Consider the following 17975-nt stretch of genomic DNA (forward strand, 5'->3'; position numbering starts at 1 on the left):
AGATACAAAATAATTCGGTAATATAGTCCATGAAAAAGCCTTGCTCTGAAATGTTTTGTCTTCGTAACCAAGATATTACAGATGCTAAGGCTTTTTTTTATTTATTTTTTATGTCGAACTCAGGTTAATTAAATAGCGCTTACACATTGTTAACTTGAGTAAAAAATAACCGACAAAAGTCTACATATTGCCAAGCCAAATTAAGCCTAAGCTAAGACCAAGAAAAAACACTTCACTAATAAATCTAAGCAAGGCTCCTACAAATAATTATATATAGGTGAAATGTATGACCCTGGGTTTAACCGCATTAGAGTTAGCGCGAATACAATTCGCCTTTACTGTCTCTTTTCATATTATTTTTCCTGCAATCTCAATCGGATTGGCCAGCTTTTTGGCGATTCTGGAATGGCGCTGGCTCAAAACCCAAGACCCGATTTATCGGGATCTGTTTAAGTTTTGGGTGAAAATCTTCGCTGTAGCATTTGGGATGGGCGTGGTCTCTGGCGTGGTCATGAGCTATCAGTTCGGCACCAACTGGAGTGAATTCTCCCGGATTGCAGGTGGCGTGACTGGCCCATTACTGGCCTATGAAGTTCTTACCGCCTTTTTTCTGGAAGCGGGCTTTTTGGGAATTATGCTCTTCGGCTGGGGACGGGTGGGGCCACGTGCACACTTTTTCTCGACCTTGATGGTCGCGGTAGGCACCTGTATCTCGATGTTCTGGATTTTATCCTCCAATAGCTGGATGCAAACGCCTCAAGGTTTTGCCATCGAAAATGGTCTGTTTGTCCCCAAAGACTGGATCGCCATCGTATTTAACCCGTCATTTCCCTACCGTTTGGCGCATATGGCCATTGCTGCCTTTTTGGTTTCTGCATTGCTGGTGGCAGCCACAGCAGCCTGGCATCTTATTCAGGGCCGTCGTGATGCCTTGGTCAAAACTTCATTTTCCATGGCAATGTGGCTGATTCTGGCACTTGCGCCGCTACAGGTTTTGGTGGGTGATGTACATGGTCTAAATACGCTTGAACATCAACCCGCCAAACTGGCGGCAATGGAAGGTCATTGGGAAACCAATCATGATGGCGGCATGCCTTTATATCTGTTTGGACTGCCAGATATGCAGGCTGAGGAAACCAAATATGCCATCGCCATTCCTAATCTGGGCAGCTTGATCCTGACACATTCCATGGACGGTACTGTCACCGGCTTAAAGGATTTTGCACCTGAAGACCGTCCTAATTCGGCAATCGTGTTCTGGAGTTTTCGGATCATGGTCGGGCTAGGAATGTTGATGCTACTGCTGGCAATCTGGGGAGCATGGTCACGTAAAAAAGGCCGCTTTTATGAATCCCGAGGATTACATCGGTTTGCCCTGATTATGGGGCCTTCCGGTTTTATTGCCATGCTGGCTGGGTGGTTTACGACGGAGGTTGGCCGTCAACCCTGGGTGGTCTATGGCATCATGCGTACCAAAGATGCCCTATCGCCGGTATCGGCAGAGCAGGTAGGCTTGACCCTGATTATCTTTGTCGTGGTCTACTGTGTGGTCTTTGGCGCCGGTATTTATTATATGTTGCGACTCATGCACAAAGGCCCGGAATTTATTCATTCTACACCCCCACATGAAATTGATAGTGACGTAATTCAGGCATCTCGCCGGCCATTGAGCAGTATTCGCGAGAGTATTGAGGATGGGGCCGATAATGCAGATCAGGAGAATAAAAAATGATTGATTTGTCATTGATTTGGGTGGTGATCATCGCCGTTGGTGTCCTGATCTATGTCATTCTGGATGGTTTTGATCTGGGCATTGGCATTCTATTTCCGTTTTTTCCGCATCAGGATGACCGTGATGTGATGATGAATACTGTTGCGCCTGTCTGGGATGGCAATGAAACCTGGATGGTATTGGGTGGCGCAGGTTTATTTGCAGCATTTCCGCTGGTCTATTCCACCGTATTATCTGCACTGTATATGCCGATCATCCTGATGGTGATTGCGCTGATCTTCCGTGGTGTTGCTTTTGAATTCCGTTTTAAGGCCAATCGCAGTAAACATTGGTGGGACAAAGCCTTTATTGGTGGTTCTGCGCTGACCAGCTTCCTGCAAGGGGTGATTTTAGGCGCTTATATTCAGGGAATTGAAACCCGAAATGGCATTTATGCGGGCGGCGGGCTGGACTGGTTGACACCATTTAGCCTGTTTACCGGTCTGAGTGTCATGGTGCTGTATGCTGCCTTAGGCTGTGGCTGGCTGATTTTTAGAACGGCCGATCAGTTACAAGACCGTATGTATCAGCTGATGCCAAAAATGATTATCGCCTTATTGATTATCCTGGGCGCTGTCAGTATTTATACGCCGCTGACTCATCCGCAGATTGCGGAACGCTGGTTTAGTCAGCCACAATTTATGTATCTCATGCCCGTGCCGATCTTAGTCCTGTTATTTACCTGGCTGGCTTTACGTGCCTGCAAACAACGTAAGGAACTTAGCCCATTCATGTACATGCTGGTGCTGGTTTTTCTGGCCTATACCGGATTTCTGATCAGTCTCTGGCCTTATATCATTCCACCGTCAGTGACCATCTGGGAGGCGGCAGCGCCAGAAAGTAGTCAATTATTTACCTTAATTGGTGCTTTATTACTTATTCCAATCATTCTGATTTATACCGGCGTGTCGTACTGGGTATTCCGCCATAAAGTGCGGGTCGGGGATGATGGCTATCATTAAGGAGCAACAATGAAAGGGAAGCAGATATTATGGTTTGTGGGCCTATGGATTTTAGGCTTCGTTACTCTGGCTTTAATTGCAGGCGCATTCAGGTTTTTTGTCCATCTGGCGTATTAATTTAAAAATTAAAAAGTGATCTGGCGAGCCGGATCACTTTTTAATAGCGAAGAGAAATCAGCAAAGATTAGGATTTTACCTGTTTTCGATACACACTTGGGCGTACAGGTCGGCTACTTTTCCAGAGTCCTTTTTTCTGTTTTTTGGCTTTGTTTTGCAAGTCCAGCATATAGCGTAAATGGTTTTTATCTTTAATATAATCTTCGTAGACCCATGCTGCGCCGCGTTTCACGATTTCTTCATTGATATTTTTACGATAGCGGTAAACGACGCCGACGCAGCGACCATAACGGTCAATATCTGTAATTTTCACGCGAACTATTTTGTTTTTCACCATGCTTTTAACTAGACGCTGTGACTCTTTGCCATAGCTTTGGCTGGATTCTGGCGCATCCACATAGGCAAAACGTAGTCTGGTTTCAGAACGTCTAATATTGAAACGGTAGCAGGTGAGGGTATCCCCATCGCTAACCGCCTTAACACGACACCAGTATTTCTGTCCTTTTTTAAAGGGACGAAATATATCCTTGAGGTAAATGGTGAGTTTGTGCAGCAAATAATAGGAAAAGCATAAGGCAAATAAACCCAGCACAATTTGCCAGGTGGGAGAAAGAGGCAACAAGCTAAAATCCAGATCATCAAAAGAAGCTGTAGAAGAACAACAGCAAGCAGATGCATGATTGTAGAGGAAAGCCCCAAGCACTAGAGTTCAAAAGCTAAACAGTCAGTGTTTCATTTTGTATTTATAAATAGCCTAAGCAATTTAGGTTGAGCCTGACATTTCAGGCTACAATACCAACCATTAGAATAGCCTAAGCAAAATTCATATCTACTTAAAATAGCCTAAGTAAAAATGTTATTAATTTCGCTTCGCAAAAATTGATGTCTCTTATTTTCCTGTAAATCTTTGTGCCAATACATTCCCATATTAATCTTAGGCAGTTGCACAGGCACTTCAAAAAAATTCAGAATTTTGGCTATCTGTAAATGTTCTAAGATATTGCGTGGCATAGTCAACATCGCTTGAGGATATTGCTCCAAAATTTGCAACGCAGTTGAATAATGCTGACAGCGTAAAAAAATCTGTCTTGAAAGCTGCTTACGGCTCAAATACAGATCTTCAATTAAGATACCTGTACGGCGAGATGATACGCCTATATGTGGGGAGGAAAGATAGGATTGTTCTGAAATTTTATTTTGCTGCGTACAGACGACAAATTCATCTTGTACTAAGGGTTCAAACTGAATTTTATCTCCCAGTTTTTGCTCAAGATCCATGACAAAATCGACCTGCTGCGCCGCCAGGTCAGCACTGATATTTTTACGATCCAGCTTGATGCTACTAAACTGAATATCCAGATTCATTTTCTGAAAATGTGCCACCAACTTTGGAAAAATCATTGGTTCAATTTCATCATGTACGGCAATTTTTAAACTTTGCACCATATTTGGTTGAAATTGTTGATGCTGAATAGAAATACTTTGAATCGTCATCAGGGCATTTTTAATGGCGGGATAAATCTGTTCAGCAAACGGCGTGGGTTGCATTTTTGCACCAAAACGTACGAACAGATCATCCTGCAACTGATTTCTGAGCCGCTGCAAAGCGTGACTAGCAGCAGATTGGGTGATACATAATCGCTGTGCTGCTTTAGAAATACTGTTCTGTTCAAAAATAGCGACAAAAAGTGGATATAAATTGATATCTATACGATGGAAAACACTCATATCCATCAGTGTTTTATTATGAATGCTATGCATGATGAGCTATGGATTAAAATCATTTTATTCATAATAGTTTTTAAGTTAAGGTCTTGTAAAGCAGAATACAAAATATCCAGAGGGAAATAGCCATGTTTGAGTTATCCGCACGCGCGCAAGACTATGTTGAACGAACTAAAAAATTTATTAAAGATGAAATCGAAGCTGTTGAAGCCGATTTTTGGCAGCAAGTGCATGAGTTAAATCAAGGCAGTGACTGGACCAAATGGCAATGGCCGACTGAACTGGAAACTTTAAAAGCCAAAGCCAAAGCAGCAGGGCTGTGGAATATGTTTCTGCCATGTCCTGAACTGGGCCAAGGTTTATCAGTCAATGAATATGCTCATATTGCCGAGCTTTCGGGCCGTAGCCTGATTGCACCGACCGTATTTAACTGTAATGCGCCAGACAGCGGCAATATGGAAGTCCTCTGGCGTTATGGCTCTGAAGAACAGAAACAGCAATGGCTTTTGCCATTACTTGAAGGCAAAATCCGTTCTGTATTTTGTATGACTGAACCGGCGGTGGCTTCTAGTGACGCGACCAATATGCAAGCAACGGCGGTCATCGAAGGCGATGAAATTGTTCTGAATGGCCGTAAATGGTGGTCATCAGGTCTGGGCGATCCTAATGCCAAAGTCATTATTTTTATGGCGCATACGCCAGATGAAAGCAAAGACCGTCATCATCAGCATTCCATGGTTCTGGTTCCTGTCGATACGGCGGGTGTGAAAATCGAAAGAATGTTACCGGTATTTGGCGACTATGATGCACCGCATGGTCATGGTGAAGTCAGTTTTGAAAATGTCCGTGTTCCAGTTGCCAGTTTTATTGGTGGTGCCGGCCAAGGCTTTGAAATTGCTCAAGGTCGTCTCGGGCCAGGCCGTATTCACCACTGTATGCGTTGTATCGGCGCTGCGGAAAAATCTTTGGAGCTGATGATTGACCGCGGTATGAGCCGGACTGCCTTTGGTAAAGAAATTTTAAAACTGGGAGGCAATCTGGAACGTGTTGCTGAAGCACGGGTCGCGATTGATCAAGCACGTCTTTTAACCTTGTATGCAGCCTATAAAATGGATACTTTAGGGAATATGGCGGCTTTGACTGAAATCTCGGCCATTAAAGTGGTTGCGCCAAGTGTATTAGAAAAAGTAGTAGACATGGCCATACAAATTCACGGTGGTGCTGGTGTCTCCCGTGATACGCCACTCACCGGATTCTTTGCTCAGGCACGTGCCCTACGTTTGGCGGATGGACCAGATGAAGTGCATAAAGGTATGATCGCAAAACTGGAACTGGCTAAACGTGGTTACAGTACACGCCATAAAAAATAAGCTTAAACACGATATAAAGTTTGAAGACATTTGAAAAAGAATTGAAGGAAAAATTATGGCAGTTATTGATGTCGGTGGATCGGTTCGTGCAGGTGAGGAACTGGATGTTCAGGCTGTAGGAAACTGGCTGATTGGGCAGGGAGTTCAACTTGAAGGTCCGGTCGAAGTTACTCAATATTCGGGTGGCGCATCGAACTGGACTTATCGTCTGAAATATACCAATGCCGATCTAATTCTGCGTCGTCCACCCAAAGGTACCAAAGCCAAATCTGCCCACGACATGGCCCGTGAATTTAAGGTTCAGCACGCACTTTCCGAGTTTTATCCAGTATTACCAGAGATGGTGGCACTTTGTCAGGATGAATCCGTGATTGGCTGCGACTTCTATGTGATGAAACGCATTGAAGGCATTATTCCACGCGCCAATTTACCCAGAGAACTGAATTTTAATGAAGCTCAGGTACGTGAACTGTGTATTAACGTCATTGATAAGCTGATTGAGTTGCATCAGGTGCCTTATGTGGGTACTGAACTGGAGAAATTAGGCAAAGGCGAGGGCTATTGTCATCGTCAGGTAGATGGTTGGGATGTACGTTATGCCAAAGCCAAGACCTTGAATGTGCCATCTTTCAGATATGTCCGTCAGTGGCTTAAAGACAATACCCCAGCGGATGCTAAAACCTGTCTGATTCACAATGACTGGCGTTTTGATAATGTCATTTTAGATCCAAACGATCCGACTCAAGTCATTGGCGTTCTGGATTGGGAAATGGCGACACTCGGTGATCCATTGATGGATCTGGGTTCAGCTTTGGCTTACTGGGTTGAAGATACGGATAATGCAATTTTTAAAGCCACACGTCGTCAACCCACCAACTTAAAAGGCATGTTTAGCCGTAAAGAAGTGGTGGATTATTATCTGGAAAAAACCGGATTAACCCCTGAAAACTGGACCTTCTATGAAGTCTTTGGAGTTTTCCGTTTGGCGGTGATCGCGCAGCAAATTTATTATCGCTATTATCATAAACAGACCAATAATCCAGCATTTAAAGATTTCTGGATTGTGATTCATGCCTTGCATATTCGTGCCTTAAAACTGATTGGCCGCCAGAAAATTGAGGCCAATGATATTGCACAGAAATATATGACCAAATTTAAGGAGTTGATGCCGAAATGACGACGATTTATTTAATCCGCCATGGACAGGCGTCTTTCGGTGCAGAAAGCTATGACAAACTTTCTCCAAATGGTGAATTACAAGCCAAATTATTGGGTCGCTATTTTGATGAAATTTTAAAAGAAGCACCTTATGTGGTGGCAGGCTCCATGCAGCGTCATCAACAAACGGCGCAATTGGCCTTGGCTGAATGTTTTCCTGAAAGTGAGCCAGTTACAGATTCAGCCTGGAACGAATTTAATCATCAACAAGTCTTTGCTCAATATGAGCCACGCTTTAATCAACCTGAACTGTTGAAAGAAGATGTATCGCAGCATGCCAATCCACGCGCCTATTTAAGTAAAATTTTTGAAGGTGCAATTGAGCGCTGGACTGGCGGTGACTATCACCATGAATATGAAGAATCCTGGCCAGATTTCAAACATCGGGTGGAAACGGCATTGCAGCATTTGTGTGATGATCTGGCTGAAAAGAAACCGCGCTATGCTGTAGTGTTTACGTCGGGCGGAGTCATTTCGGTTGCTGCGGGCAAAATTCTCGGTTTGTCTCCGAATAAAACCTTTGCTCTAAACTGGGCAATTACCAATACCAGCATGACCACGCTACGTCTGGTAGGCAACCAACCCCAGCTATTAAGCCTAAATGAACATCATTATATTAAAGCGCAACGTCCGGATTTATTGACCTGGATTTAAATCTGTACCGCAAATCTGATCGCTTAGAAAAATAAAGGAATAAGGTAAAACACATGGCAAAAACAATTTTAATTACTGGTGCAAGTTCAGGAATTGGTGCAGGTATGGCACGCGAATTTGCTCAGAAAGGCTATAACCTGGCCATCTGCGCGCGTCGCCTGGATCGTTTGGAAATACTTAAACAAGAGTTGGAGAGTCAATACGGCATTCAAGTAATTGCTAAAACTTTAGATGTCACTAATTATGATCAGGTCTTTGACGTATTTCGTGCTTTTAAACAAGATTTTGGCACGATTGACCGGGTGATTGTCAATGCCGGAGTTGGTGAAGGCCGTCGTATTGGCAAGGGAAACTTTGCCATTAATAAGGCCACAGTTGAAACCAATTTTATTTCGGCCTTGGCGCAATGTGAAGCAGCAGTAGAGATTTTCCGGGCGCAAAATTCAGGCCATCTGGTCATGATTTCTTCAATGAGTGCCATGCGCGGTATGCCTAAACATTTAACCGCTTATGGTGCAAGTAAAGCAGGTGTTGCACATCTGGCCGAAGGGATTCGTGCCGAACTGATTGATACGCCAATCAAAGTCACCACAATTTTCCCGGGCTATATTCGTACCGAACTTAATGAAGGCGCCAAGAAACTGCCATTTGAAGTGGATGAAAAAACCGGATCGCGTTTACTTGCTGCTGAAATTGAAAAAGCGCCAGTAAAGGCTTATGTGCCAAAATGGCCATGGCTGCCATTGGGTCTGGCGATGAAAATATTGCCGCTGAAATTGGTGAATAAATTAGGCTAAGGTTTAAAATCTAAAAGCTCCATAAGGGGCTTTTTACTTTTCTAGAACTTCAGAACTTTTTTTGCTGGTAATTTCACTTGAAAAAATTGCTTTGCAAAGTCAACGCTAATGCTGGCGTCAGCAAAGTTGCAGATAAAAATGTGCCAAATACATGCAATATCCTGTGTAAAGAAAACAAAGCTCGTTAATTCGATTAATCAGGATCAGGTAGTTTGATAAGCTTTTAATAATGAAATATTTATTATTTCAAGGCAAACCAAGTTTAATTAATATAGAGATAAATTGCTGTTAAAAAACAGATTTTTTAGAGACTGAATCTCATAAAAAATTACGCATGACCTCCCTGTATTTTTATTCATCTTAGAAAAAGTGCCAAAATTGTCCAAAACTTGAACATACTCGCTCGGACAGTCAAAAGATCACTTCTCTTTTTTTTAATTTCCTTTAATGTGCAACTGTCCAGAAATTAAAGGTTCTCTATATGTCTACATCTTCAGAGATGACAGACCAGCAGCGTATCTCCAAAGTTAGAACTGTGGTGACACAGGCAGGTGAAGATTTACGTAACCGTTATCCAATATTGAAACATCAAAATTTTATTGGTGCCAGTATTCTCGGTTTTGCCTGGATCGGTATGGTTTTATGCGCATTGGCCTATGCCTATGGCTATCTTTCTGTATGGCTGACGATTCCTTTAATTGCAATTTTTGCTTCATTAACACATGAATTAGAGCATGACTTAATTCATTATATGTATTTCAAAAAAACGCCCTGGGCACATCACTTGATGCTGGCTTTGGTGTGGTTGGCACGTCCAAATACCATTAGTCCGTGGGCACGTCGTCGTTTACACCTGCATCATCATAAATATTCTGGAACTGAACATGATCTGGAAGAACGTGGAATCAGCAATGGTATGCCCTGGGGAATTCGCCGGATTTTGATCATCAGTGATCAATTGATGTCGGTTTATCTGCGTCCTTTCCAGATGTTTAAAATGATCCATCTTTTTCTGGAAAAACAGCCTGAAAAAGAACGTAAAATTGCCATGATTTCCCAGCTATTGGGCTTTGTGCCATTAAGCATTCTTTATTATGGCTTGTTCTATTTATTTGTCGTGTTCCATGTTTCAAATGCAATCGTGCCTTTATTTGGCTATGAGATGCGCTGGTCGCAAGTCGTAATCGAAGCAATGCCAATCATTAATTTTATTGCAGTCATCTGGCTGATTCCCAATTTTATCCGTTCATTTAGCCTGCAATTTGTCAGCTCGAATATGCATTATTATGGCGATATTGATCCGAGGGATGTCATCAAGCAAACACAAGTACTGACGCCTTGGTGGATGATGCCATTTCAGTTGTTCTGCTGCAACTTTGGGGCCACGCATGCGATTCATCACTTTGTCGTTAAAGAGCCTTTTTATATTCGTCAAATGACCTCGAAAACGGCGCATAAAGTGATGAAAGAAGTGGGCGTACGTTTTAATGACCTAGGCACATTTAAACGTTTAAACCGCTGGAATGATATTCAAACAAAATAAAACTGAATTAAAAAAATCCTGCAAATGCAGGATTTTTTTATCTATTCTTTGGAATTTGCAAAGAAGTGCAGCAAAGCATCTTGTAATATCACCTGCCAAATTGCATAGGAATGTGCGCCTTCATAAACCTGATATCTGACCTCATGCCCTTTGGATTTTAAAGCTTGTGCCACGATGGGTGACGTTTCCAGAATACTTAAGTCATTGTTGGTACGCGAAGATTCATAACGATTCGCTGAAATATGAAAATACTGTTGAGGCTGATTCTTTAAGTTATGAATCAATTGATTCATACCATTGATTTTTGAGTGTGGTTCAGGTGACCACCAGAACGAGCCGGATAAAGGCACAGCATGACTAATGTGCTGCGGATTTTCCAAGGCAAGATAAGCTGCACTCAGCCCTCCCAAACTGGAACCGAGAAGAACTGTTTTTTGCTTATCACGTACAATTTTCTGATCGAGCCAAGGCAAAAATTCCTGATTAAAAAAACCTGAAAATTTCGGGTTTGGTGTCAGCTCTTTAGGACGAAGTTCACTATTCGGTGCATGTAAAAAAACCGCTTGAATCGGTGGAAGTTTGCCTTGTTCCACCAGAATATCCAGCACTTTTGGCACATCAACCAAATGGGCATATTCATTTCCATCAAAGAAAATAGCCGTGATATAAGATTGTTGTGCAGTTTTTTTAGATTGATAGATTTCAACGCGACGTTGATTTTTTAAAAACTGGCTGGATAGCTGATAACGTTTTAGTTCAGGCTGCGGATGATCTGGATAGCGTTTAGGATCGATAAAGGGAGGGGCTTGATCCAGGGCGATAATATTTTCATTCCTCAGTTTAGAGGCAGTATTTTCTTTAAGCCAGCGTTTTGGATTCAATGGATCAAGTTGTAATACCTGCAATACAGCACGGCGCTGCGCCCGGGGTTCTTTGAGTTCTGGGTTTAAATGTGCACAGTAATTCGATAGATAACCCTCCAGATTTGGTAAATCCACTGCAAAACTATAACTGCCGATATAGCGACGGTTCACAATATTTTCCTTAAACCAGATCTCGGTATCGGGCAGGCGAGTCAACCATTCATGATCATTACTCGGGCCACCGACCAGACGCACATTATGTTTGGCTGCTTTCCATAAAAAAATCAGTCGAACATGATCCTGATCAAGTGGCTCAATAATCGGTGTAGTTTGATTTTGCACTTTTTCCCAGAATTGTTGGATTAATCCGGCTCGGTTTTCAGGAGACTGCTTTAATTGCTGCTGTAAACTTTTTAACAGGTCGCTTTCGGGTTGAACTGCTTCACACGCTGCAGCATAAGGTGCTTGCTCCATTGAGGAAGGTGAATCTGCCAAACTATGTAATGATAGTGCGCTTAGTAAGAGTGTGCTTAAGTATAAGTAGTTCAAATCATCCCCAATTAATTTTAAAAAATAGTAATGATAATTATTATCAATTATAAATACAGATTTGTCTTTCAATTATTTTTATATATTTATTCAATTATTTACATGATGTTTTATCAAAACTCATAGCATGACAGGTTACAATAAAGTTCTAATTCATTGTTTTATATTTAAAGTATAGATTTATGTGGCTGAAAATATCGACTCTTGCATTAATTCCAGTATTGGTAATTCAGGGCAATCGCGTCAAAAAAAACACTGTGCAACTCCCAGAACCGGAGGGTGAACGTGAAGGAACGTGCGGTCAAGGCCAGCCGCTTTCTATACTGATTGTCGGCGATTCTGCGGCTGCCGGCGTTGGGGTAGAGCATCAGGATGATGCATTGCTGGGCGCCATTTTAAAAGATTTGCAGCATGACTTTAAAATTCAATGGAAATTGCATGCAAAAACAGGGGATAGCACAGCTAAAGTGATTTGTGCCATAGAACAACTGGAGACAGAACATTTTGATGTGGTCATTAGCTCGGTTGGTGTAAATGATGTAACCAAGCTCATGCCGGCTGATATCTGGATTCAAAAACAGAAAAAACTATATGCCATGATTCAACAAAAATTCAGTCCTGAATTGGTCATTGCAGCAGGTGTGCCACCCATGAATATGTTCCCGGCATTACCAAATCCTTTGGCCTGGTTATTTGGACAATATGCCAAAAAAATGAATCAGCAACTGGCGAAATTCGTAGCAAGCCAAGACACCATGCAATGGATTGAATATGATATTGAAAAATATCGTGCCATGAATTTAGAAATGGCTGCAGATGGTTTTCATCCGAGTAAGGAAGTTTATACACTTTGGGGACAAGAAGTGGCTAGCAAGATTCGGCAGACACTCTAAAATAGTTGAAAGTTCTCAATTTAAGGAATTCTATGTCTGATATTGAAACGCATCCATTACCGCCTTTTTTACCGCCAAATGCCAAATTACTGATGTTGGGTAGTTTTCCACCACCAGCAACTCGCTGGAAAATGAATTTTTATTATCCAAATTATCAAAACGATATGTGGCGGATTTTTGGTTTAATTTTCTTTCAAAATAAAGATTACTTTCTGGATATTGAGAATAAAAAATTTCAGGAATCATTGATCCGTGAATTTCTATTGGAGACTGGAATTGCGATTTTTGATAGTGCCTCTCAGATCAGACGGCTGACGGGCAATGCTTCAGATAAGTTTCTGGAAATTGTGGTACCGACCAATTTAAAGGATTTATTGCTACAGATCCCAGAATGTACCTACATTATGACCACCGGTGATAAAGCCACCGATACCATGATGCTGTCTATGCCTGAAGATGCAGAAAAGCCAAAAATTGGAGAGCCGACGCAAACCAACCTGGAAGGACGCGAACTGCATTTATATCGAATGCCTTCATCTTCTCGAGCATATCCGGTTTCTCTGGAGAAAAAAGCCGAAAGTTACCGGATGATGTTTGAGCATGTGGGTTTGGTTTAATATTTAATCTAATAATCAGATAAAAAATGGTTAAAGAGGTTTTAGGTTGTAGATAAGAAATAAACTTACTATTTGTAAGTTAGTAGCTTTATTTATTCACATATTTGGATATTTGACCCAGCGATAGCTATTGATTTTAATCTCCCGGACATGATGAAAGCTGGACCAGATTAACTGGCTACCTTTGGTCCATTTTAAAGCTCGAATACGAGACTCCACCTGCTGTATTTCCTCTGGCGAGGCCGGACGTAAAGGGCCAATTTCTGCATATAAGCGTACTCCTGGATAACGCTTAAATTTACCTTTAAGCAACGAATGAATCCAAAACAGTTTGCTACTGTTGACGGCCTGTATGCAGGCCATGGGTTGATGCTGTAAATTTTCAGAAAAAGTAGTGGAATAAGTATCAAAAAAGAAACCCGCACTGGTCTTTTTGTTGAGAAATATGGTTCCAATCGGAGTAATACTAGGAAAACCTTTGCAATTGACTGTTGCAATAGAGCAATGCATGGCAGCCCGTTGTGCATCAGCGGCCACCTGGCGAATCTGTTGCCATTCATTATCAGAAATCATGTCTTGATTCTCTTTTTATTTTTTATAAATTTTATAACAACTTATTTAGCTTGGCATTGCCTGAAAAAATTGAAGATAGGGCAGTTTCATCAATCCAAAATAAGATTCAGATCATAAAAAAGAGCCATATAGGCTCTTTAAAAAATGCAAAACTTGGCGATTAACCATCATATTCCACATAATCCCACAAATTTAAACGTGCTTTAATTTCCTTGCGAATCTCCGGTAGCATCGGAAGTAAAGTACCATCAATCCATAAGCTGAGCGCCTGTGCAGAGAGCAATTGCTGTTGTTCATCGACTAGTTGTGCGCCTTTTAAGATCACGCAGGTTTCTTCAAGCGCTTCAGTTTCGACACCTTTGAATAATACCTGTAAATCATGACCGCTATCTTGAATCAGCCACTCTAACTCGAGCTGTATATTTTCACTGGATTTTAGAACGACTTGACCCTGAATAATATCGGATTCAGACAGACAATCATGTTCAACTCGAATTTTGGCCAAATACCATTCTTGCTGAGATAAATCATGGAGAGTTTTTACAGGCGTCAGAATATCACTGAATTTAAACTGACGGCTTAAATCAAAAAATTGCATGGGAGTAGAGGGCGAAAAAATCGCAAAATATTGGAAAAGTTGAATTTTAAAGCAAGGCTAATCGCCTGTAAAACCCTTTAAGCGATGATAGCGCCAGATGACTTGACGCTACCATGCCCGGAAAATAGATTCTGTACGTTGTGTAATACCAAAGTCATTACAATGTCATTACAATGTCATTACATTAGCCATTCCCCGGGGAATTTTGTCACCAGATTCATCATAAAACGCTGAAATTTTGTGGTTTCCGGGTCATGTACATGCTGAATAGTACGGCCATCTTTTTGGTGCTCTAACCAGATTATTTCATCTTTTTCATTTAGTTTGAGCTGATAGGCCACACGCGGTAAAAATTGATTCATCGCATTAGAGATTTCCTTTTGAAAATCTTCCGACTTAACCACCAAACCGACTTCGGTGTTCAGATAAGCTGAACGCGGATCAAAATTAAATGAACCCACAAACACCATACCATCCAGATCAAAAAATTTGGCATGTAGACTCGAACTGTTTTTATTTTTGGCCGGGATGATGTCACCAGTCATAATTTCATACCAAGTCCGTTCTGGCCGGACTATATACGGTTTAAACTCCCAGAGTTCGATGCCATTTTTCAAGAGCTGCTGACGATATTGCTGATAATAGGCATGTACCACAGCGACATCATTGGCCTGAAAAGAATTGGTCAGGATTCGGATTTTGACTCCCTGTTGCGCACGCATACTTAAATAGTCGGTGCCTTTTTGCGTCGGGATAAAATAAGAGGAGACCAGTTCCAGGTGATTTTTCGGCTCGCCCATCAGTTCAAGCATGTGGGTATAAATATAATCGCCATTTTTTGCATGTGGGCGTGCTTTTGCAGGTGTATCTGCGACAAAGTAAGCCGGTGCCCAGTGAATCGGTTGTTTTTTTAAGTGTTCTGCGACTTGTTTCTCGGCAATTCCAACCCGGCGTTTTAATTCCGTTTCATCCACGTCTTCACGGGCAAATTCGGCTCTTAGCCTTTTTAGCATTTCGGGATGACCTGAATCATTCAGGATCTGCCGCACATCGTAACTCAGTTCATCATTCCAGAAATTAATAAAGGTCTGATTGGCATCCTTTACGCTTTGGCCTGCAAAGAAAATATCGACATCGGTAAACTGGAAATTTTCGCTGGCATCAAAGTATTCACTGCTGATATTGCGGCCACCAGTGACAGCTGCGGTACCGTCTGCAATGATCAGTTTATTGTGCATGCGATGATTGATCTGTTTCATTCTAAAGCCATAATCCAGCGCACGTAAATGACGGAATTTATAAGGATTAAAAATCCGCACTTCAAAGTTTGGGTGTTGGCTTAAGGCCAGCAGTTTATCATCAAGCTGGGTGCCATTTTGGTCATCAATCTGCACTCGCACCTTGACACCGCGATCTGCGGCTTTTAACAGCTGGGCCAGCATTATGTTGCCGATAAAATCATCCTTCCAGATGTAATATTGCAGATCCAGATGATATTGGGCTTTATTGATCAGGTGCAAACGTGCGGCCATACTCATAAAACCATCATAGAGTGGTAAAAAAGCAGTTTTTCCTTCATTCATCTGCTGTTTTGAAATTTGATTATCAATCCAGTGCGCAGGTCGAACCGGCGTGATTTCTGCTTGTTCAGCAGTATTTGCAGCCAGTTCGCAGCCAGAAAGAATCATGCTCAAAGTTAAAATGTTCAAACAAACAAAAGGTGAAGGGTTAGTCATTGATGTTCCATTGATTATAGGATTTTTTATTCCTTATCTTCTGATGTTAATAGTTGAATCTCCGAATAGAAAGAGGTTACTGTTAGTCATCTGTAAATCAGCAAAAAAGGATAGTTTTACATGAAATCACGTGCAGCGGTTGCGTTTGGTCCAGGTCAGCCCTTAAAGATCGTGGAAGTAGATGTTGCTCCACCCAAAGCAGGTGAAGTATTGGTAAAAATTAGCCATACCGGAGTGTGTCATACCGATGCATTCACGTTGTCTGGTGAAGATCCTGAAGGCGTATTTCCGGCGATTTTAGGCCATGAAGGCGCAGGTGTGGTGGTCGAAGTTGGTGAAGGTGTCACTAGTCTAAAACCGGGCGATCACGTAATTCCGCTTTATACTGCTGAATGTGGCGAATGCTTGTTCTGTCAATCTGGCAAAACCAACTTGTGTGTGGCTGTGCGTGCAACTCAAGGTAAGGGTGTCATGCCGGATGGAACCACACGTTTTTCTTATAATGGTGAGCCGATTTATCATTATATGGGCTGCTCAACCTTTTCTGAATATACCGTGGTTGCTGAAGTTTCCCTGGCAAAAATCAATCCTGAAGCCAATCATGAGCATGTTTGCCTGCTGGGCTGTGGCGTAACCACTGGTATTGGTGCGGTGCATAACACGGCTAAAGTCCAAGAAGGCGATAGTGTTGCAGTATTCGGTTTAGGCGGTATCGGTCTGGCTGTGGTACAAGGCGCACGTCAGGCCAAAGCAGGTCGTATTATTGTGGTAGATACCAATCCGGATAAATTTGAACTGGCAAAACAGTTTGGTGCCACAGATTTCTTAAATCCAAAAGAATTTGATCAGCCAATCCAGCAGGTAATTGTAGAAATGACGGGTTGGGGCGTAGACCATTCATTTGAATGTATCGGTAATGTTGATGTAATGCGTTCAGCGCTTGAATGTGCGCACCGTGGCTGGGGTCAGTCGGTGATTATTGGAGTCGCTGGAGCAGGTAAAGAAATTTCCACCCGTCCATTCCAGTTAGTCACAGGCCGTAAATGGATGGGGACTGCATTTGGTGGAGTGAAGGGTCGTTCACAATTACCAGGCATGGTAGAACAATCCATGAAAGGTGAAATTCAACTTGAACCTTTTGTGACGCATACCATGCCGCTTGAACAGATCAATGATGCTTTTGACCTGATGCATGAAGGCAAATCAATTCGTACCGTTATTCATTTTGAATAAGTGAGCGTTTGATTTTGAAAAGACTGGTTTAATACCGGTCTTTTTTATGCGCGTTTCACTTAATTCAGGATACATTAGTGCATGAAAGCGTCACAGAGAATCACTTAAACAACACAAGCCTGCTAATGTCATTACATTCGAGATGCTTATATTAAATAGAGCGTATCAAAATACGTGATTAAACCATTTTAAAAAATAAGGATAAGCGCTATGTCGAATGATAATTTTGATCGTGACGTAATAAAAAACTCTCCTAAAGATGTGCGTGATGATTTAAATGCCGATCCAATTACCGGTGAACCGGGCGCACACCCTGTTGGTACAGGTGTAGGCGCTGCAGGTGGCGCAGCGGCAGGTGTAGCCATTGGTGCAGCAGGTGGCCCTGTAGGTGCAGCTGTGGGTGGGGTTGTTGGTGCAGTGGTCGGCGGTCTGGCAGGTAAGGGTGTCGGCGAAGCAATGAACCCAACAGAAGAACAAGCTTATTGGCGTGATAATTCCATTAATACACCATACTATTCAGAGGCTCGTACCACCTATAGCGATCTGGATTATGACCGTGATTATGATACGGCGTATCGGGTCGGTTATGAAAACCGCGGCAGCTATGATGCCAATACCCGTTTTGAAGATGTTGAACCTGAGCTTAGAGTAAAATGGGAACAGATGAAGGGCCAATCGCGTTTAAACTGGGAACAGGCGAAATATGCGGTACGTGATGCCTGGAATCGCGTTACACACTAATTTTTAATCTGTGTA

18 protein-coding genes are annotated in these 17975 nt (G+C 42.2%); 12 read left to right on the plus strand and 6 right to left on the minus strand.

The features are described from left to right. Window positions 1-286: 286 nt before the first annotated feature. Genes FTU40_RS04015 through FTU40_RS15205 form a run of 3 tightly spaced genes read left to right on the plus strand, consistent with a single transcriptional unit; the run spans window position 287 to window position 2850 of the window. Window positions 287-1732, plus strand: coding sequence for a cytochrome ubiquinol oxidase subunit I (locus FTU40_RS04015; RefSeq protein WP_074382730.1), 1446 nt, complete (start codon window positions 287-289; stop codon window positions 1730-1732). Then, window positions 1729-2733 carry a cytochrome d ubiquinol oxidase subunit II gene (gene cydB, locus FTU40_RS04020; protein WP_005097023.1) on the plus strand — a complete coding sequence of 335 codons (1005 nt, stop codon included), beginning with the start codon at window positions 1729-1731 and terminating at the stop codon, window positions 2731-2733. The genes FTU40_RS04015 and cydB overlap by 4 nt, the downstream gene beginning before the upstream one ends. Window positions 2734-2742: 9 nt before the next feature. Then, window positions 2743-2850: a DUF2474 domain-containing protein gene (locus FTU40_RS15205; RefSeq protein WP_100328576.1), complete on the plus strand. Its 108-nt coding sequence runs from the start codon at window positions 2743-2745 to the stop codon at window positions 2848-2850. A 67-nt stretch (window positions 2851-2917) separates the two neighbouring features. Here the strand turns inward: FTU40_RS15205 and FTU40_RS04025 are convergent, their stop codons facing one another. Next, on the minus strand, window positions 2918-3472 hold the full coding sequence (locus tag FTU40_RS04025; protein ID WP_005170726.1) for a thermonuclease family protein: 555 nt from the start codon (window positions 3470-3472) through the stop codon (window positions 2918-2920). Window positions 3473-3693: 221 nt separating this feature from the next. Beyond that, a complete protein-coding gene (locus tag FTU40_RS04030; RefSeq protein WP_074382731.1) occupies window positions 3694-4611 on the minus strand; it encodes a LysR family transcriptional regulator in 918 nt (305 codons plus the stop codon). A gap of 92 nt (window positions 4612-4703) precedes the next feature. Here FTU40_RS04030 and FTU40_RS04035 point away from each other — a divergent pair, with 92 nt between their 5' ends. The 5 genes from FTU40_RS04035 to FTU40_RS04055 all read left to right on the plus strand — a co-directional run bounded on the left by FTU40_RS04035 (window position 4704) and on the right by FTU40_RS04055 (window position 10157). Beyond that, window positions 4704-5945, plus strand: coding sequence for an acyl-CoA dehydrogenase family protein (locus FTU40_RS04035; protein WP_005097018.1), 1242 nt, complete (start codon window positions 4704-4706; stop codon window positions 5943-5945). 55 nt (window positions 5946-6000) lie between these two features. Further along, window positions 6001-7122 (plus strand): phosphotransferase family protein, encoded by a 1122-nt coding sequence (locus tag FTU40_RS04040; RefSeq protein ID WP_180039862.1) that lies wholly within the window; start codon window positions 6001-6003, stop codon window positions 7120-7122. Beyond that, on the plus strand, window positions 7119-7817 hold the full coding sequence (locus FTU40_RS04045; RefSeq protein WP_005097015.1) for a histidine phosphatase family protein: 699 nt from the start codon (window positions 7119-7121) through the stop codon (window positions 7815-7817). Before FTU40_RS04040 ends, FTU40_RS04045 begins: the two co-directional genes overlap by 4 nt. A 53-nt stretch (window positions 7818-7870) precedes the next feature. Next, window positions 7871-8614 (plus strand): SDR family oxidoreductase, encoded by a 744-nt coding sequence (locus FTU40_RS04050; RefSeq protein WP_005097014.1) that lies wholly within the window; start codon window positions 7871-7873, stop codon window positions 8612-8614. 481 nt (window positions 8615-9095) lie between these two features. After that, window positions 9096-10157, plus strand: coding sequence for a fatty acid desaturase (locus FTU40_RS04055; RefSeq protein WP_074382733.1), 1062 nt, complete (start codon window positions 9096-9098; stop codon window positions 10155-10157). 41 nt (window positions 10158-10198) lie between these two features. On the opposite strand, the gene FTU40_RS04060 is transcribed toward FTU40_RS04055, so the two are convergent. After that, the gene (locus FTU40_RS04060) at window positions 10199-11569 is read right to left on the minus strand and encodes an alpha/beta hydrolase-fold protein (protein WP_257223513.1); all 1371 of its coding nucleotides are present in this window, start codon (window positions 11567-11569) and stop codon (window positions 10199-10201) included. Between the two features lie 182 nt (window positions 11570-11751). Between FTU40_RS04060 and FTU40_RS04065 the strand changes: the two genes are divergently transcribed. Further along, entirely contained in the window at window positions 11752-12462 is a 711-nt protein-coding gene (locus FTU40_RS04065) for an SGNH/GDSL hydrolase family protein (RefSeq protein ID WP_074382734.1), read from the plus strand. Between the two features lie 32 nt (window positions 12463-12494). Then, the gene (locus FTU40_RS04070; RefSeq protein WP_005097010.1) at window positions 12495-13079 is read left to right on the plus strand and encodes a uracil-DNA glycosylase family protein; all 585 of its coding nucleotides are present in this window, start codon (window positions 12495-12497) and stop codon (window positions 13077-13079) included. 96 nt (window positions 13080-13175) lie between these two features. Here FTU40_RS04070 and FTU40_RS04075 read toward each other — a convergent pair whose 3' ends face one another. The 3 genes from FTU40_RS04075 to FTU40_RS04085 form a co-directional block, all read right to left on the minus strand. Continuing rightward, window positions 13176-13652, minus strand: coding sequence for a pyridoxamine 5'-phosphate oxidase family protein (locus FTU40_RS04075; protein ID WP_180039865.1), 477 nt, complete (start codon window positions 13650-13652; stop codon window positions 13176-13178). Window positions 13653-13812: 160 nt separating this feature from the next. Then, the gene (locus tag FTU40_RS04080) at window positions 13813-14250 is read right to left on the minus strand and encodes a hypothetical protein (protein ID WP_180039867.1); all 438 of its coding nucleotides are present in this window, start codon (window positions 14248-14250) and stop codon (window positions 13813-13815) included. Between the two features lie 179 nt (window positions 14251-14429). Further along, window positions 14430-15986, minus strand: a complete 1557-nt coding sequence (locus tag FTU40_RS04085; RefSeq protein WP_180039869.1) for a phospholipase D family protein — start codon at window positions 15984-15986, stop codon at window positions 14430-14432. 120 nt (window positions 15987-16106) lie between these two features. On the opposite strand from FTU40_RS04085, the gene FTU40_RS04090 reads away from it, so the two are divergent. Further along, complete coding sequence (locus FTU40_RS04090; RefSeq protein WP_159515735.1) at window positions 16107-17219, plus strand: S-(hydroxymethyl)glutathione dehydrogenase/class III alcohol dehydrogenase; 1113 nt, start codon at window positions 16107-16109, stop codon at window positions 17217-17219. A 210-nt stretch (window positions 17220-17429) separates the two neighbouring features. After that, the gene (locus FTU40_RS04095; RefSeq protein ID WP_005097004.1) at window positions 17430-17960 is read left to right on the plus strand and encodes a hypothetical protein; all 531 of its coding nucleotides are present in this window, start codon (window positions 17430-17432) and stop codon (window positions 17958-17960) included. Window positions 17961-17975 lie beyond the last annotated feature (15 nt).

It is taken from the genome of Acinetobacter sp. YH12100, from assembly GCF_013419135.1.
Lineage (GTDB): Bacteria > Pseudomonadota > Gammaproteobacteria > Pseudomonadales > Moraxellaceae > Acinetobacter > Acinetobacter pseudolwoffii.

What these genes read in the sequence shown, in the direction of transcription:
- cydB (WP_005097023.1), top strand. Translation starts at nt 1,729, where the DNA reads ATGATTGATTTGTCATTGATTTGGGTGGTGATCATCGCCGTTGGTGTC.
- FTU40_RS04015 (WP_074382730.1), top strand. Translation starts at nt 287, where the DNA reads ATGACCCTGGGTTTAACCGCATTAGAGTTAGCGCGAATACAATTCGCC.
- FTU40_RS04085 (WP_180039869.1), bottom strand. Translation starts at nt 15,986, where the DNA reads ATGACTAACCCTTCACCTTTTGTTTGTTTGAACATTTTAACTTTGAGC.
- FTU40_RS04095 (WP_005097004.1), top strand. Translation starts at nt 17,430, where the DNA reads ATGTCGAATGATAATTTTGATCGTGACGTAATAAAAAACTCTCCTAAA.
- FTU40_RS04030 (WP_074382731.1), bottom strand. Translation starts at nt 4,611, where the DNA reads ATGCATAGCATTCATAATAAAACACTGATGGATATGAGTGTTTTCCAT.
- FTU40_RS04065 (WP_074382734.1), top strand. Translation starts at nt 11,752, where the DNA reads ATGTGGCTGAAAATATCGACTCTTGCATTAATTCCAGTATTGGTAATT.
- FTU40_RS04075 (WP_180039865.1), bottom strand. Translation starts at nt 13,652, where the DNA reads ATGATTTCTGATAATGAATGGCAACAGATTCGCCAGGTGGCCGCTGAT.
- FTU40_RS04045 (WP_005097015.1), top strand. Translation starts at nt 7,119, where the DNA reads ATGACGACGATTTATTTAATCCGCCATGGACAGGCGTCTTTCGGTGCA.
- FTU40_RS04090 (WP_159515735.1), top strand. Translation starts at nt 16,107, where the DNA reads ATGAAATCACGTGCAGCGGTTGCGTTTGGTCCAGGTCAGCCCTTAAAG.
- FTU40_RS04035 (WP_005097018.1), top strand. Translation starts at nt 4,704, where the DNA reads ATGTTTGAGTTATCCGCACGCGCGCAAGACTATGTTGAACGAACTAAA.
- FTU40_RS04055 (WP_074382733.1), top strand. Translation starts at nt 9,096, where the DNA reads ATGTCTACATCTTCAGAGATGACAGACCAGCAGCGTATCTCCAAAGTT.
- FTU40_RS04070 (WP_005097010.1), top strand. Translation starts at nt 12,495, where the DNA reads ATGTCTGATATTGAAACGCATCCATTACCGCCTTTTTTACCGCCAAAT.
- FTU40_RS15205 (WP_100328576.1), top strand. Translation starts at nt 2,743, where the DNA reads ATGAAAGGGAAGCAGATATTATGGTTTGTGGGCCTATGGATTTTAGGC.
- FTU40_RS04040 (WP_180039862.1), top strand. Translation starts at nt 6,001, where the DNA reads ATGGCAGTTATTGATGTCGGTGGATCGGTTCGTGCAGGTGAGGAACTG.
- FTU40_RS04050 (WP_005097014.1), top strand. Translation starts at nt 7,871, where the DNA reads ATGGCAAAAACAATTTTAATTACTGGTGCAAGTTCAGGAATTGGTGCA.
- FTU40_RS04080 (WP_180039867.1), bottom strand. Translation starts at nt 14,250, where the DNA reads ATGCAATTTTTTGATTTAAGCCGTCAGTTTAAATTCAGTGATATTCTG.